The organism is Streptococcus castoreus DSM 17536, from assembly GCF_000425025.1.
Taxonomy (GTDB): Bacteria; Bacillota; Bacilli; order Lactobacillales; family Streptococcaceae; genus Streptococcus; species Streptococcus castoreus.
Map to the genome: position 1 here is coordinate 1 of NZ_AUKZ01000007.1, position 14,297 is coordinate 14,297.

The 14,297-nt window shown below is 39.0% G+C and carries 15 protein-coding genes; 5 read left to right on the forward strand and 10 right to left on the reverse strand.

The genetic code is table 11. The features are described from left to right. From H346_RS0102985 to H346_RS09610, 9 genes are all read right to left on the reverse strand, one after another. Positions 1 to 1,419 (reverse strand): putative cross-wall-targeting lipoprotein signal domain-containing protein (locus tag H346_RS0102985; protein ID WP_027969771.1); only part of this gene is annotated, 1,419 nt, incomplete at its 3' end. A 52-nt stretch (positions 1,420 to 1,471) separates the two neighbouring features. Beyond that, on the reverse strand, positions 1,472 to 2,170 hold the full coding sequence (locus tag H346_RS0102990) for an LPXTG cell wall anchor domain-containing protein (RefSeq protein ID WP_027969772.1): 699 nt from the start codon (positions 2,168 to 2,170) through the stop codon (positions 1,472 to 1,474). Positions 2,171 to 2,175: 5 nt separating this feature from the next. Next, a complete protein-coding gene (locus H346_RS0102995) occupies positions 2,176 to 2,481 on the reverse strand; it encodes a hypothetical protein (protein ID WP_027969773.1) in 306 nt (101 codons plus the stop codon). A gap of 367 nt (positions 2,482 to 2,848) precedes the next feature. After that, positions 2,849 to 3,607, reverse strand: coding sequence for an LPXTG cell wall anchor domain-containing protein (locus H346_RS11015; protein ID WP_027969774.1), 759 nt, complete (start codon positions 3,605 to 3,607; stop codon positions 2,849 to 2,851). 1 nt (position 3,608) lies between these two features. Beyond that, complete coding sequence (locus H346_RS0103005) at positions 3,609 to 4,745, reverse strand: replication initiator protein A (RefSeq protein WP_027969775.1); 1,137 nt, start codon at positions 4,743 to 4,745, stop codon at positions 3,609 to 3,611. A 2-nt stretch (positions 4,746 to 4,747) separates the two neighbouring features. Then, the gene (locus H346_RS10610; RefSeq protein WP_167320968.1) at positions 4,748 to 4,921 is read right to left on the reverse strand and encodes a hypothetical protein; all 174 of its coding nucleotides are present in this window, start codon (positions 4,919 to 4,921) and stop codon (positions 4,748 to 4,750) included. A 104-nt stretch (positions 4,922 to 5,025) separates the two neighbouring features. Continuing rightward, a complete protein-coding gene (locus H346_RS0103015; RefSeq protein ID WP_027969776.1) occupies positions 5,026 to 5,406 on the reverse strand; it encodes a hypothetical protein in 381 nt (126 codons plus the stop codon). A gap of 108 nt (positions 5,407 to 5,514) precedes the next feature. Beyond that, the gene (locus H346_RS0103020; RefSeq protein WP_244147248.1) at positions 5,515 to 5,973 is read right to left on the reverse strand and encodes a ComF family protein; all 459 of its coding nucleotides are present in this window, start codon (positions 5,971 to 5,973) and stop codon (positions 5,515 to 5,517) included. 178 nt (positions 5,974 to 6,151) lie between these two features. Next, positions 6,152 to 7,477, reverse strand: a complete 1,326-nt coding sequence (locus H346_RS09610; protein ID WP_037562525.1) for an ATP-dependent helicase ComFA — start codon at positions 7,475 to 7,477, stop codon at positions 6,152 to 6,154. A 54-nt stretch (positions 7,478 to 7,531) separates the two neighbouring features. Between H346_RS09610 and H346_RS0103030 the strand changes: the two genes are divergently transcribed. The 5 genes from H346_RS0103030 to aroB all read left to right on the forward strand — a co-directional run bounded on the left by H346_RS0103030 (position 7,532) and on the right by aroB (position 13,180). Continuing rightward, a complete protein-coding gene (locus tag H346_RS0103030) occupies positions 7,532 to 8,182 on the forward strand; it encodes a YigZ family protein (protein WP_027969778.1) in 651 nt (216 codons plus the stop codon). 101 nt (positions 8,183 to 8,283) lie between these two features. Then, positions 8,284 to 9,216 carry a cysteine synthase A gene (gene cysK, locus H346_RS0103035; protein ID WP_027969779.1) on the forward strand — a complete coding sequence of 311 codons (933 nt, stop codon included), beginning with the start codon at positions 8,284 to 8,286 and terminating at the stop codon, positions 9,214 to 9,216. Positions 9,217 to 9,837: 621 nt separating this feature from the next. Beyond that, on the forward strand, positions 9,838 to 10,665 hold the full coding sequence (locus H346_RS0103040) for an exodeoxyribonuclease III (protein WP_027969780.1): 828 nt from the start codon (positions 9,838 to 9,840) through the stop codon (positions 10,663 to 10,665). A gap of 595 nt (positions 10,666 to 11,260) precedes the next feature. Further along, positions 11,261 to 12,025: a bifunctional 3-deoxy-7-phosphoheptulonate synthase/chorismate mutase gene (locus H346_RS0103045; protein WP_027969781.1), complete on the forward strand. Its 765-nt coding sequence runs from the start codon at positions 11,261 to 11,263 to the stop codon at positions 12,023 to 12,025. Between the two features lie 72 nt (positions 12,026 to 12,097). After that, positions 12,098 to 13,180, forward strand: coding sequence for a 3-dehydroquinate synthase (aroB, locus tag H346_RS0103050; protein ID WP_027969782.1), 1,083 nt, complete (start codon positions 12,098 to 12,100; stop codon positions 13,178 to 13,180). Positions 13,181 to 13,324: 144 nt separating this feature from the next. Here the strand turns inward: aroB and H346_RS0103055 are convergent, their stop codons facing one another. Further along, entirely contained in the window at positions 13,325 to 14,110 is a 786-nt protein-coding gene (locus H346_RS0103055) for a class I SAM-dependent methyltransferase (RefSeq protein WP_341830604.1), read from the reverse strand. Positions 14,111 to 14,297: the final 187 nt, after the last annotated feature.

A 14,297-nucleotide genomic window follows, 5' to 3' on the forward strand; every position in this document is an offset into this window, starting at 1 on the left:
AAAAACGACTGCCTCTGGTTCTGCAAAATTAGTGTGTTCAAGATGCGTTAGAGTAACAGACGTAATAACGCTCTTCACGTTTCCTGTTGTTGGATCAACCGTCTTTGTGACGCCTAGTTTCCCATGGATATTGACCTTACCAACAAATTTTTTCCAGTCATGGAGTTGTTTTGTCCACACAAAAGTATTGTCAGCACTGTTATAAGTAAACTCATCTTTAATGATATCGCCATTTGGGGCTGTGGCTGGGTCGGCACTAAAGATAGGATCCAATGTGACATTGTCAGGAGCTTTTGCCAAGTAATCTTTTAAGGCTTGGGCTGCTTCCCCGTGTTGTTTTTCATAGTCAGCCAAAGCCTGTTGGTTTTGACGCTCTGCTTCTTGTCGAGCCTTAGCGTTACGATCACGAATGGCGGCATTCTCAGCTTTGATGCGCTCAATCTCCGCTAACTTTTCTTGGTATTCTGCTTGGGCTGCTTGATTGGTTTGATTCGTCGCTTGACCTGCTTGTTCATTACGTTTACGGATAGCTTCATTTTCTGATTCAATCTGCTTGATTTCTGCCAATTTTGCTTCATAAGCTGCTTGTAGCGCTTGGTTTTGACGCTCTGCTTCTTGTTGAGCCTTCCCATTACGATCACGAATAGCGGCATTCTCAGCTTTGATGCGCTCAATCTCTGCTAGCTTTTCTTGGTAGGCAGCTTGAGCTGCTTGACTAGCTTGATGAGTCGCTTGACTAGCTTGTTGGTTGCGCTGACGGATAGCTTCATTTTCAGCCTTGATTCGCTCGATTTCAGTTAACTTCGCCTCATAGTCTGCCTTTAATTGGGCATTCATGGCATCAGCTGCTTCTTGGGCTTGTTTGTTTTGTGCATCTACTTGGGCTTGACCAGCTTCATTTTTAGCTTTGGTATCAGCTTCCCCTTTAGTATTAAGAGCGTCAACTCTAGCTTTTTCATCACGATTAGCTTGATCAATAGCTTTATTTTCCGAAACTGCTTGATTAATAGCTGTTGTGTTGGCTTCTTGCTTAGTTGTAGCTTCTGTGACAGCTTTAGTTTGTTTCTCTAAATCGGCTTGCGCAGATGATAAGCTATCATGCGTGACCTTATCAGACTGTTTTACAGTAACACCTGCTTCTTGAGCTGTTGTGACAGCATTATCCCATTCAGTGTTGCTCACCTCTGATACCAACTCCCCTGACTGCTGACCAGCTTGATGAGCTAGCTGTGTTTGATCAGCTGTTGGAGGTGTTTGTAGCGTTGTTAAGTTAGTCGCTGGATTTAAAGGAGTTACGTCATCCGCAGAAACACTTGTTGTGCCCATAAGAACTAGGCTCCCCAAAGCAATAACTGGAACTAAACCGTAGGCTTTGGATTTACGGAAATAGCCGTGTCCTTTCGTTTTCAATGTGTTCATTTTTAATTTCTCTCTTCTAGGTTGCTTTTTGTGACATTCCCAGGTCATGTAATTAGTGTGATACTTTTTTCTTGACAGCGTAGCCTAAAACCGAAATTAACATCATGCCCAAGTAACCAAGCACGCTTTGTTTATCACCTGTTTTTGGCAAGGTCTTTTTAGCGCCTGTACTATCTGTAATGGTCACTGTCCCATTAGGATTAACATGGCCACCAAGGCTCTCAGGGGTAACGACTTGTGTCCGGCCTGCTTGGTCACGAATAATCACCTGACTGTCCTTAGTACCGATAACTGTTTTGTCTGGTGTGACTGGAATGGGTTTAAAGACCACCTCACCTGTCGTGGTATCCACCTTTTCAATAATGTCTTTTGAGACATTATCTGGGACAAGCTCTTCTTTTTTCTTGTCTTCACTAGGCTTAGGCTTTTCAGGTGTTACTTCTTCTTTAGGCTTTGTTTCCTCTTTAGGAGATTCAACTTTCCCTGGAACCGTTTCTGGTTTATCTTCTTTCCCAGCTGATGGGGTGGTCGGATCCACAGGAGCAGGTAGTTCTTCTTTTGGAGTTTCTGGCTCTGCTGGTTTTGAGGTGTCTGGTAGTTTCTCAGGTTGAGCAGGCGCAGGAGTGACCACTTCCGTTGAAGGAGCAGTCGGATCCACTGGCACTGGGGGCTCATCTGCGTAAGCAAGAGAGGTTGTGAGTAGGGCCACTGTGGTCGCTGTGAGGACACTAAGTAATTGTTTTTTTGTCATAAGAGTTATTCCTTTCCTTTTCGGTGATACCCCCTACCGGTTAAACGTAGCGGGCTTTGTCGGTTGATTCTACGAGCCACTAAAGTATTTTGCGATTTGATGGTTCGTATCTGGTTTAAAATCATCGGGTAAGGGATAATGACATCAATCTCTTTGAGGATGCCGTCCACATACCCTTTTGTCCTTCGAGTCGCATGTCTTGCTCTTAGAGTGATCAGTGTCCCATCTTCTAAGAGCGCTGTAGCGCCTCCTTGTTTTCCTAATTGTTTTAAGTCACTTAGGGTGACTAGTGTTTCATTTTCATCAATCATTGGTTTCTCCTTGATGTTAATAGGCTGAAATGAACAGCCATGCTGGAAGAGGTCTGTCACCTCTTCTCGGTAGTTTTGACACACGGTTTTTAGTCTAGGTACCGCAAACTCCTTCGCCTTAGAGGACAGGTCAAACTCTGGCTTTACGTTAAGTGGTCAGCACTAGCTATCCTTTTCTAGTTACAAACACCGCCCCCTTTTTTCTTTTATGCTTAGACCACGCTGATCAGGACAGTGGGGGTATTTAGTTGACAAAGGACTATGAGCTCGTTTACCTGCTCGAAGCAACAACTGTAGGCGAAGACTAAGGGATAAATCCACTCTAACAGTTGCTGGTTGGAGCAGATAAACTGCTCAGTTCATTAGCTTACTCGGCTTTCTTTTTAACAGAGACTAAGCCAAGGAGCGAGACGAGAGTCATTCCTAATAGGCTTAAAAGCAATAAGGATTGCTCACCTGTCTGAGGAAGGCTACTTTGTGAAGTAGTGGCACCAAGAATCTTTTGATGACCGTGCTTGGCCATCAATTTCACACTAACAGGAGAAGTGTTCTTTGTTTTTGATGATGTTTCTTCTGTTCTCACTGCTACAGTATCAGCCAACTGTGTTGTCCCAGACACGTAATCCGTTACGTGTCCTACTTCATTGACCACAGGAACAGCTTCTTCCCCCTTAGCTTCAATCTTAGCTTTGCTTTCAGCTAATTGTGAGTGGTGTTTCGCAGCTAAAACAGCTTGATAGGCTTTAAAAATGGCTTGATACTGTGCTGCTAGGTCAGCCTCTTTGGCTTGCAAGGTTTTTAAGGTCTCAAGTTCTTGTCCTAAACGAGCACTTGCTTCACCGAGAACCGCCTTAGCTTGGTTTACTTTATCTTGACTGTCTTGTCTCAATTTTGTCACTTGCTTAAGATTCGTCACATAAATCTGTTTTTGGGTAAGGTCAGCCTTAGCCTGTTCGACTGCTTTTGTCGCACGACCAAGATTTTCTTGAGCTACTGAAAGGGCTTGAGCTTTTTTCTCTGGTGGTAAGTTAAAGATAGATTTGGGAATAGAAATTACTTTTTCTTCTGGACTTCTACCAAAGTTTAATAGTTCACGTGGAAGCTGTTTAAATTCATCTTGTAACATGTCACACCTCCATTTTTAGTGCGGTTAAATACTGGTCTAGTTTGCTTTCTGACAGTTTATTTGGATAGTAATAACTGATTAGACTCGGACATGCTTCAGGGAATTTTCTTGCATAGTCACTTTGATCAGCTAAAGCTATAAAACCTTGTTCTTTTTCAATCAGTAAAGCTATTTTCCAGAAATGCACCATCATCTTGTAGAAATAGCCTGAGATATTTTTGATTGCCTTACCTTCATTCTCACCTGTTTTGATTTTGAAAATAAGCTTATCTACTTCACGTTCCAGTTCCAGCGACCAGACTTCACCATAAATCATTTCTTGATGATTCAAGAGGTGACTATAATCTTTTTCAACCTGACGCTTGGCTTGGTAGATTTTGTTTTCAAGGAGCTTCGCTTCTTTGCCAAACAAACTAAGTCGTTGAATGGTTTGGGCAGAGAGAAAACCATGTTGGCCCATTTGGAATGCTTCAGAATCTGATATGAGGTTTAAAGGCGACTCGTTCTCGTATCGATTAGTATCGTTATTATTATCTGTTTTACTCTTCTCTGTCTTTATTGCGTCCGATTTATGGACTTTTTGACGTCCGTTTTTCGGACGTCCGAAAAACGGACTTCCGCTATTATCAAGGAGTTGAGACTCTTTTTGAGACGGTTCTTCTTTTTGGTAAAGAACCTTCCCAAAAGAATCAACTTTTTTTAGTAAGACCCCATCAGCATTGTAGTGCTCTGTCACTTCTAAACTAGCATCAACCAACTGGAGGTAGAGGCGATTAGGTTTATTAAGACCCTGCCTAACTTCACGTAAGAGACCGTGCTCATGCAACTCTTTCTTTATCTGTGTAACCTTCATCTTGCCTTTATCCAGTAACAACATCAAATCTGTAACGGTGAAAATTAAGAAAACTGCTCCATTTTTATCAACATAATCCCTATTACCTTTTTGAAAGGAGCTGATACTTAATTTACAGCGATTAAAGAGTGCTCCATAGGCCAACTTAGCATCAGATGATAGTTCAACATAAGAACTAGTTAGTTTGACATAGCCATTATCATTGTGCTGAATACGAGTAAAAAATATTTCTGGAATCTGGTAAAAGGTCTGGGTAGCTAGTTGGTCAATTGTAATATCAGCCATTGTTATCCTCCAATCACTTGAAGTCTCATTCCTCCATTAGACGGAAAATGAATCAGTTGTTGTTCTTCCAGCTCCTCCACAGCAGTAAGTGCCCTTTCTCGTGACCATCCTGTTTGTTTCATGAGATCTACTATCACCATATTTTTGGTTAATTGCGCTATTGCCGATTGTTTCATTTGGTATCCTTTCCCTTTATTAAAACTTTAGTATTAAAATACTATTTTTCAATATCTTCCCTTTTTAGATGTCAAACCCTTTGTCTCTTTCTTCCTGAATCATCTTACCCTCCTAATACATCACTCATTAACTCTGAGTTCAAGTCCAAAGTAAGCCATAAAGCTTCTTCTTGTGTGAGTTGCTTGACATGATCCCAAGTGCCATTTCTGGAATGTTCATAGTAGGGATATGTTCCGTGTTTATTTCGAGGGCTTAACTCATGGATGATGCCATCTCTTACAACTTCCCATAGAAGGCTTGAAGGTTTGTAATAATAACCATTTCTTAACCAAATTCTGTTTAGATCATCATATGGAGATGCTTTCTCTTCTTTAGGAAAAGTTTCAGAATCTGAAACAGTCACTTCTTTCTCTTCATCAAGATCTATCACTTCAAATATGTCTAGAGTTTCAATATCCATGATGATTTCAATATTATTTGACATCTGTTTTGTGTCCTTTCAGCAGTTTTAGGCAACGAAAAAAGAGAACGAATTTCTCGTTCTCTTAAGCTATAGGGTATTCAATTTTACGTTTCCCAAAACTCTAGACACTTACCGTGCAATTGATAAACTTTTGATGACGGTATTTCCAACTTTTTCTAACGCTTTTTTTAAGGTGATAATAGTGCTACCCGTAGTATAAATATCATCGACTATCACTATTTTTTCTGGAATTTCTTCGTTAACAATTAACTGATAATGTCGTTCTGATAATAAACGTTCTTTTTTATTTTTTGACGATTGGCGATCAGTATCAAGTCTCTTAAACAGATTAACATAGCTAATATTTCCAGCATCAAGAATAGCAGTCACTTGATTAAATCCTCTTTCTTGATAACGTTCCTTACTAACCGGAACCGGAACAGGTGTAAATCCTCGGTAGTTTTTTTGAATCATTTCTGCTAGTTCCTGCGCAAAAACCTTTCTTAATAGATAATCACCTTGAAATTTATATTGACTAAAGTACGCCTTCATAGCTGGATTGTAACGATACAAACTTCTGTGGTCCACCTTATATCCTCTTTTTTTCCACTCTAAGCAATCCTTGCATGAATCCTCGTCAGAAACAGAGCAACAAGTGAGACAAGCATTCTGATCAATTTTTTGAAAACTTTGTTGACAGTTTTGACAAATGAATGATTGCTTACACCTCAAAAAAAGGATATCCGTTAAGTTTAATTGTATCTGACTAGTTTGTTGACATATTAGACAAGTCATTTTGATAACCTTTCTGGTTCATTTCCTTGATTTCTTTTCTTGCTTTAAACATCGCATTGCTTACGCCATCATGAAAAAAATATAGGGTTCCTGTTGGTCTCTTACTGGACCTGCCGACACGTCCTGAGATTTGAACTAAGCTTTGAGGAGTGTAAGCCCGGTGGTGAGCTGCAATAACAAAAACATCAACACATGGAAAGGTGACCCCTCTTTCCAAAAGGGTTGTTGTGACCAAAATGGTCTTTTCTCCTTGGCGAAATGCCTCTACCTTTTCCACCCTATTGTCAGATTGACTGGAAACACATGCTATTCTTTCTTTTGGGAATTCCTTTTTTAAAAGCGCTGTTACAACTTCTGCTGTGGCAATAATTGGCAGAAAAATTAAGAGTGGATACCCCGATTGCCTTTGCTCTTTGATTAATCGTACCAACAATCGAGGTAATTTCTTCTGATGAATAGCCTTTAAAATATTAAAACTTCTAACAAACTTAGGAACTACTAAGGGCATATTATGAAAACGCCTTGCAAGGGTTAGTTTTTCCAGCTCTTTTCTTCTGACCTTTTCTTCTAATTCTCTCGTTGAGGTGGCTGTTAAAAAAAGCTTACTGGCATCTTCTTTTGCTGCCTGACTGACTGCATGATTTAGCTGGAGATTATCAACAAATGGAAAGGCATCCACTTCATCAACAATGAGTAAATCAAAAGCTTTATAAAATGTCAATAATTGATGAGTTGTTGCTACTATGATCGGACTTCGTTGATAGGTAGGAGAGGTGCCATGCATAAGACAAACTTGGCAAGAAAATGCCTTGCTTAATCGTTTTTCAAGTTCGATACAAACATCCACTCGAGGGCTGGCTATACAAACCCAGCCACCAGCATTAACAATTTTTTCGATAACAGCATATATCATCTCTGTTTTCCCTGCACCCGTTACAGCGTGAACCAAGGTTTGCTTCTGTTCTTGACTATTTTTAACCAGCTGCTGTGATATTTCTTCTTGATAAGGGGTTAGTTTTCCCTCCCATTTTAGGTAGTTTCCTTTTGGAAAAGGTTTTGGATCAACATAATAAAGGGGGGTATCGGATTGATTTCGTCCAAAAACAATACAAAATCGACAATAATATGCTCCACTAGGTAAATGTGTCTCTTTGCCAATAGAATTATTACACCGCTGACAAGTAACTAATTCTCCCTTTATGACAATACTTTCTAAAGTTTGTGCCATTTCTTTTTCGTTTTCCGTTAATTGTCGTTCAAGAAGTAACCTGCCATATTTATTTTCCATATCTCCCATACCTTATTATTCGATATTTTTGCTAATTTTTGGCTTTTCTTGTAAAATTTTCTTATGGAAAACTATAAAACAATTAAAACAGATGGCTTTTTTGAAGAAACCATCAAAAAATCCCGTTTTATCTGCCAAATTAAGCGCATTTATACTGAAGAAGAAGGTCGGACTTTCATTACTAAAATAAAAAAAGAGCACCATAAAGCCAATCATTCTTGCTCTGCTATGATCATTGGAGGGAATGGTCAAATGAAACGGTCTAGTGATGATGGGGAACCTTTTGGAACAGCTGGTGTGCCTATGCTTTCTGTTTTGGAAAAGCAAAATTTAACAAACTTGGTCGTTGTTATAACACGCTATTTTGGTGGTGTTAAACTAGGGACTGGCGGTCTGATTCGGGCTTATTCTGGGATAACAGTAGCTACCATTAAGAAACTCGGTGTGGTCGAGGTCAAGAAACAAGTGGGACTTGAATTAACACTCTCTTACCCTCAATACCAAACCTACCCTCAATTCTTAGAAAAGATAGCTCTAGCCGAAACCGAAACTATATTTTCAGACACCATCAAAACAGCTATTTATTTTGATCCTGAACGTGAGGAAGAACTGATTACTACCCTAACAAATTATTATCATGGTAAGATCACCTTTACCAAAATCAATCCTAAAATCATTGAACTCCCCTTAATACCATTTGATAATGATACGTGATAATTCTTTATTATCACAGTGATAGTAAATCAGTATTTTACTTTGGTTTGATAACCTATTATACTTGAAGAGACGACTATATATAAAAAAGAGGTTATTATATGACTAAGCTTTACCATAACATTACAGAATTAGTTGGGCAAACCCCTATTATCAAACTTAATCATTTAGCGCCAAAAAACGCAGCTGATATTTATGTCAAGTTAGAAGCCTTTAATCCAGGTTCTTCTGTTAAGGACAGAATTGCTTTGGCAATGATTGAAAGTGCTGAAGCTAAGGGTGTTATCAAACCCGGCGACACCATTATTGAACCAACAAGTGGAAATACCGGTATTGGGCTTGCGTGGGTTGGAGCCGCTAAAGGCTATCGTGTGATCATTGTAATGCCTGAAACCATGAGTTTAGAAAGGCGTCAAATTATTCAAGCCTATGGGGCAGAACTCGTTTTGACACCGGGAAGCGAAGGGATGAAAGGGGCTATTGCCAAAGCTGAAGATTTAGTCAAAGAGTTGGGGGCATGGATGCCGATGCAGTTCAATAATCCTGCCAATCCAAGAATTCATGAAAAAACAACCGGAAAAGAAATTTTAGAAGCCTTTGACAATATGACATTAGATGCTTTTGTGGCTGGAGTTGGTACGGGAGGTACTATCTCTGGTGTTTCTCACACCTTAAAAGCTGTCTACCCTGAGATTGCCGTCTACGCTGTGGAAGCTAATGAATCTGCTGTCCTATCTGGTAAAGAACCAGGTCCTCATAAAATTCAGGGCATTTCTGCCGGTTTCATTCCTAATACACTAGACACAAAAGCTTATGACCATATCATTCGTGTTGATTCCGAGGAGGCATTAGCAACTGCTCGTCTAACAGGAGCTAAAGAAGGATTTTTAGTTGGTATTTCTGCTGGCGCTGCTATTTACGCCGCTATTGATGTTGCTAAAAAGCTAGGAAAAGGGAAGCGAGTTTTAGCACTTTTACCGGACAATGGTGAACGTTACCTCTCAACTAGTCTTTACAATACCACAACAAATTAAACAGAATTTAAATCTCGTTGACATTACTTTGCACACCAATTAACACATGATTGCCATTATAGAAAAAGGGCGTTCCCAAATCACGGGAGCGCTTTTCGTCATATTTAATACGAGATTAAAAAAGGAACCAAGAGGCTACAAGAAGAATTCTCTCGCCTAAACAATTCCAGATTTTCTTAAAAGAATAATAACCGAATTTCGCAAAGAAACTAAATTAATACTGACTCTTCATCATGCTTGCAAGATGTCACAAGTTTATCGTCAGAATTCTACGCTTATTTAAACATTGCCTTTTATCACGACAAATGAAAAGGATATTTTCAAGGAGAGGATAACTGATATTTTTTGTGAACAGAAAGCATTGGGACAAGTCATCACAAGTTACATTTTTTACAATAACAAATGGTTCAAAAAGAAAAGGGCTTAGTCCTGTCTAATGCAGAACCGAATCTCTCAATAATGATTTGTCTAACTTTTTGTCAGAGACATTACTTGTTCAAATTTACAATCCTGTCTGAAGTTCCTTTATTCTTTTTGAAAGAGATATAAACCACGACAGTCGCCTCTGCACGATTTTTTTGTTACAATGAAAGTAAGATTACCTTTAGAAAGGGAACCCAAATGAAACTGATCTCATGGAATATTGATTCCTTAAATGCTGCCCTTACTGGTGAATCGTCTCGTGCGTTATTATCACGTGCTGTTTTTGATACTTTAGTCGCTCAAAACGCTGATATTATTGCCATCCAAGAGACAAAATTACCTGCCAAGGGTCCGACCAAAAAACACTTGGAAACATTGCATCGCTACTTCCCAGATTACCTACAGGTTTGGCGTTCTTCTGTTGAACCCGCCCGAAAAGGTTACGCAGGAACCATGTTTCTCTATAAAAACAACCTCAATCCGATTATTACCTTTCCAGAAATCGGTGCCCCTACAACAATGGACGCTGAAGGTCGCATCATTACCTTGGAATTCGACAAATTTTTCGTTACGCAAGTCTATACACCCAATGCTGGGGATGGTCTTAAACGATTAAAAGACCGGCAAGTTTGGGATCAAAAATATGCCGATTACTTGACTGAATTAGATGCTAAAAAACCTGTTGTAGCCACCGGTGACTACAATGTTGCCCACAAGGAAATTGACCTTGCAAACCCAAGCAGTAATCGCCAATCACCAGGCTTTACCGATGAAGAGCGGCATGGGTTTACCAACTTGCTAGCCCGAGGTTTTACAGATACTTTCCGCTATTTGCATGGAGATGTCCCTAATGTTTATACTTGGTGGGCACAACGCAGCAAAACAAGTAAAATCAATAATACGGGCTGGCGAATTGATTATTGGTTAACCTCAAACCGTCTCACTGACACCATCAGACGCTCTGAAATGATTTCTTCAGGGGATCGGCAAGACCACACTCCAATTCTTTTAGAGATTGATTTATAGCCCTTTGGCAATCAAAACGCTCAACTCAAGCTAAAACCATTTTGTGGTATTAAAAAAGGATCGTCTTTCCCAGTAAGATTATCCTTTTTATATTTTTGGCTTCTTTTATTAAGCTGAAGGGATCAACTAAACTAGTTAATAATAGTTCTTCTTATCCCTTTATGTTAGGTGTTATCTTACGGATTTTGAGGCGGTAAAATTCACTTATCACAAGCTTGGTTCATTACCTATTTCTTGTGATTCATGGTTCAATCGACTATGTTTGATGTACTGAGGGTGTTCATCGCATTAAAAAAGGGAGTTTTCCTAACTGACTCAAGGCCACCATTAATAGCTACTGTTGTTTAATTGAGTGTTTGTTGAAACCGTGATACTCCAGGTCGGATAAGCTTTGAAAGCCCCATGTTTACTTGCCATTTCGCTATCTTTATGGTATCATTTCACAGGTTGTAAGTGCCCAATTTCATAATTATATTAGCACTTTTTACCTCAAAAATTAAAATAGCTAACAACTCATCATATAAATTTATCAATAAAAACCGTAGCACTTGATCGCTTTCGGCAGTTATTGAATTAGTAAAGGAATCAAACACGAATGAACGAAATCATGTCAGATTTTCTGAATAAGGGCTGCTCCAAAGATAATTTTATTGTTGGTCCTTGCTCCATTGAATCCTATGACCAAATTAGATTGGCTGCTTCAAGTGCTAAAAAACTTGGTTACAGCTATTTTAGGGGAGGTGCCTACAAACCACGAACAGCTTCCAGTTCTTTCCAAGGTCTTGGTTTAGAAGGTGTTAAATACCTGTATGAGGTTTGCCAAGAGTTTTCGTTAACATCTGTTAGTGAAATCATGTCTGAAAAACAACTGGATGAAGCATACGACTATTTGGATGTGATTCAGATCGGGGCTCGTAATATGCAAAATTTTGAATTTTTAAAAACCCTATCTCATATTGATAAGCCTATTTTATTTAAACGTGGTCTTATGTCTACTATTGAGGAATTTTTGGGGGCACTCTCTTACCTTCAAGAAAATGGAAAAACCAATATTATCTTGTGTGAGCGCGGTATTCGTGGTTATGATATTGAAACAAGAAATATGTTAGATATTATGGCTGTGCCTATTATCCAACAAAAAGTTGATTTGCCTATTATTGTGGATGTGTCTCATTCAACAGGGCGCAGAGACTTGTTGCTACCGGCAGCTAAAGCGGCTAAGGCCGTTGGAGCAAATGGAATTATGATGGAAGTTCACCCAAATCCTGACCAGGCTTTGTCGGATGCTGCCCAACAAATCAATTACAAACAATTAGAGCAACTCGGTCAAGAACTTTGGGAATCTGGAACATTCTCTTAGCTCTGCTATATCACAATATCTAAACACTTTTTGTTAATCCGTTAAATGCAACAATGAATTGAGGTAATTTCCATGTCACAATCACTTCATGTGACCTCCCACGTTAAGGACTATGATATCCTTTTTACCGATGATATTTTAAAAACACTAGATCAATGCCTTGGTGAGCGTAGACTGCGTAAAATTTTGTTTATTACGGACCAAACGGTCTATGATTTGTATCACTCCCTATTTCAAAAATTATGTCAAACCTACACTGGTTTTGTTCATATTTGTCCGCCAGGAGGGCAATCAAAATCACTTGACATGGCAAGTGTCATTTATGAACGGTTGATTACTGAACATTTCTCCAAAAAAGATTTGATTATTACTATTGGCGGTGGGGTTATCGGAGACTTGGGAGGGTTTGTCGCAGCAAGCTTTTACCGTGGTATTCCTTATATTCAAATTCCAACCACTTTACTTAGTCAAGTCGATAGTAGTATTGGTGGTAAAGTTGGTGTTCATTTTAAGGGGCTTACGAATATGATTGGTAGCATCTATCCACCGGAAGTCATCCTTATTTCAACACGGTTTTTAAAAACGCTTCCTCAAAGAGAATTTTCTTGTGGCATCAGTGAAATGTTAAAAATTGGTTTTATTCATGACAGACCGCTATTTAACCAACTTATTGCTTTTCAAAAGCAAGCAACCGACGAATGTCTTGAAAGGATGATTTATCAGTCTATCGCTAATAAAAAAAGGATTGTGGAGCAAGATGAATTTGAAAATAATTTGCGCATGTCTTTGAATTTTGGTCATACTTTAGGGCATGCCATTGAATCACTCAGTCATCACGACTACTACCATCATGGCGAAGCTATTGCAATTGGTATGGTAGTTGATGCTAAATTAGCTGTTAGACAGGGATTACTACCAAAAGATGATCTTGATAGTTTAATTAAGACTTTTGAGAGTTATTACTTACCAACTACTCTCGCTAAAACTGATATACCAGCCGAAGTGCTTTTTGATGTCTTAAAAACAGATAAAAAAAACACAGACCAAACGATTATTTTTATTTTACCAACCCAAGAAGGATTTACCTTTTTACCTGTTGCCAAAGATGATGACACATTTGTCGTTGTTTTAAAAGACTTACTCCAACTTCATTAAAACACACCAAAAACCATCCGCCGTTAATAAATTGTGGATGGTTTTTGTTATACATTATAGCGTTAAATCAAGCACTTTGGCATGATCGATATTTCTAGTAGTTTATAACATCCTATTTCTCACTTTTCTATTACTAGGTTCGCCTTATTTGGTACTTTTGACAGCAATATAGCAAAGATCTCTCCCTGTCTTAGAAAAAAAGTGATGCATTTTTAAAAATTGTGCCCGATTCTCTTTCTTTAGCCCACGCACTATGATTTTTATGGTATCTATAAGCCCTTCATCCTTAATCATCCCAAGCGGAGACATCAAGGACATTTTCCCGTGACAATAGGTCGTTTCTGAAAAACCATTCTGCAAAAATAACGTTCGCCAATCGTTTAAAGATAGGGGAGAAACCGGTATATTAATGGTTTGACGCAGGTCATCAAGAATCTGTTTAGTATTAGGATCTTCGTAAGAAACATCGTGTGTCAATAAACGACCTCCTGGTTTCAAAACGCGTAAATATTCTTTGAGAGCCCTACTTTTGGATTCGTTGGTCAACATCGTTAACATGGCTTCGTTAATGACAATGTCAAAATAATTGTCAGGAAATGGTAGCCTTAAAGCATTAGCTTGAACTACTGTAATGTTGTTTTGGAGCTTTGCAGCCGCAATCCTTGCTTTGGCTTCTTCTAACACCTTGGCATTCAAATCAACCGCTGTGACCTGACAATGAAAGGATTTTACCAAGTCAATTGCAGTCGTGCATCGATTACAAGCAACCTCCAAAACTTGACAATCTCTGGAAAATTGTCCTTGTTCAATCAACCAATTAGTGGCATCTACACCTCCAGGGCGCAAGCGCTTTTTCCCTAGTCTTGCTAAAAATTCATGACCAATTTCTTTTTTGTGCACTGCTATTCTCCTTTGATATTGATGCTTGATGCCTAGCTTAAGCAAAAAAGGGGGAAATTAAGGGACGGCAACAAGTTCTATCTAGCTAGCTTTTAAAAGCCAGTAAAGTGTATTCCTTTTTGTGACAAATCCTTTAAATCTGACTTATCCGCTATTACTATAACATAATTAAGGCAGCTTAAAAAGAGACCAAGTAACTTTTAGTATGGTATGATCT

Excerpts from the sequence above, each read along its gene's own strand:
- H346_RS0103030 (WP_027969778.1), top strand. The coding sequence starts at position 7,532 with ATGGAAAACTATAAAACAATTAAAACAGATGGCTTTTTTGAAGAAACC.
- H346_RS0103045 (WP_027969781.1), top strand. The coding sequence starts at position 11,261 with ATGAACGAAATCATGTCAGATTTTCTGAATAAGGGCTGCTCCAAAGAT.
- H346_RS11015 (WP_027969774.1), bottom strand. The coding sequence starts at position 3,607 with ATGTTACAAGATGAATTTAAACAGCTTCCACGTGAACTATTAAACTTT.
- H346_RS0103005 (WP_027969775.1), bottom strand. The coding sequence starts at position 4,745 with ATGGCTGATATTACAATTGACCAACTAGCTACCCAGACCTTTTACCAG.
- H346_RS0102990 (WP_027969772.1), bottom strand. The coding sequence starts at position 2,170 with ATGACAAAAAAACAATTACTTAGTGTCCTCACAGCGACCACAGTGGCC.
- H346_RS0103040 (WP_027969780.1), top strand. The coding sequence starts at position 9,838 with ATGAAACTGATCTCATGGAATATTGATTCCTTAAATGCTGCCCTTACT.
- aroB (WP_027969782.1), top strand. The coding sequence starts at position 12,098 with ATGTCACAATCACTTCATGTGACCTCCCACGTTAAGGACTATGATATC.
- H346_RS0102995 (WP_027969773.1), bottom strand. The coding sequence starts at position 2,481 with ATGATTGATGAAAATGAAACACTAGTCACCCTAAGTGACTTAAAACAA.
- H346_RS10610 (WP_167320968.1), bottom strand. The coding sequence starts at position 4,921 with ATGAAACAATCGGCAATAGCGCAATTAACCAAAAATATGGTGATAGTA.
- H346_RS0103015 (WP_027969776.1), bottom strand. The coding sequence starts at position 5,406 with ATGTCAAATAATATTGAAATCATCATGGATATTGAAACTCTAGACATA.
- H346_RS09610 (WP_037562525.1), bottom strand. The coding sequence starts at position 7,477 with ATGGGAGATATGGAAAATAAATATGGCAGGTTACTTCTTGAACGACAA.
- cysK (WP_027969779.1), top strand. The coding sequence starts at position 8,284 with ATGACTAAGCTTTACCATAACATTACAGAATTAGTTGGGCAAACCCCT.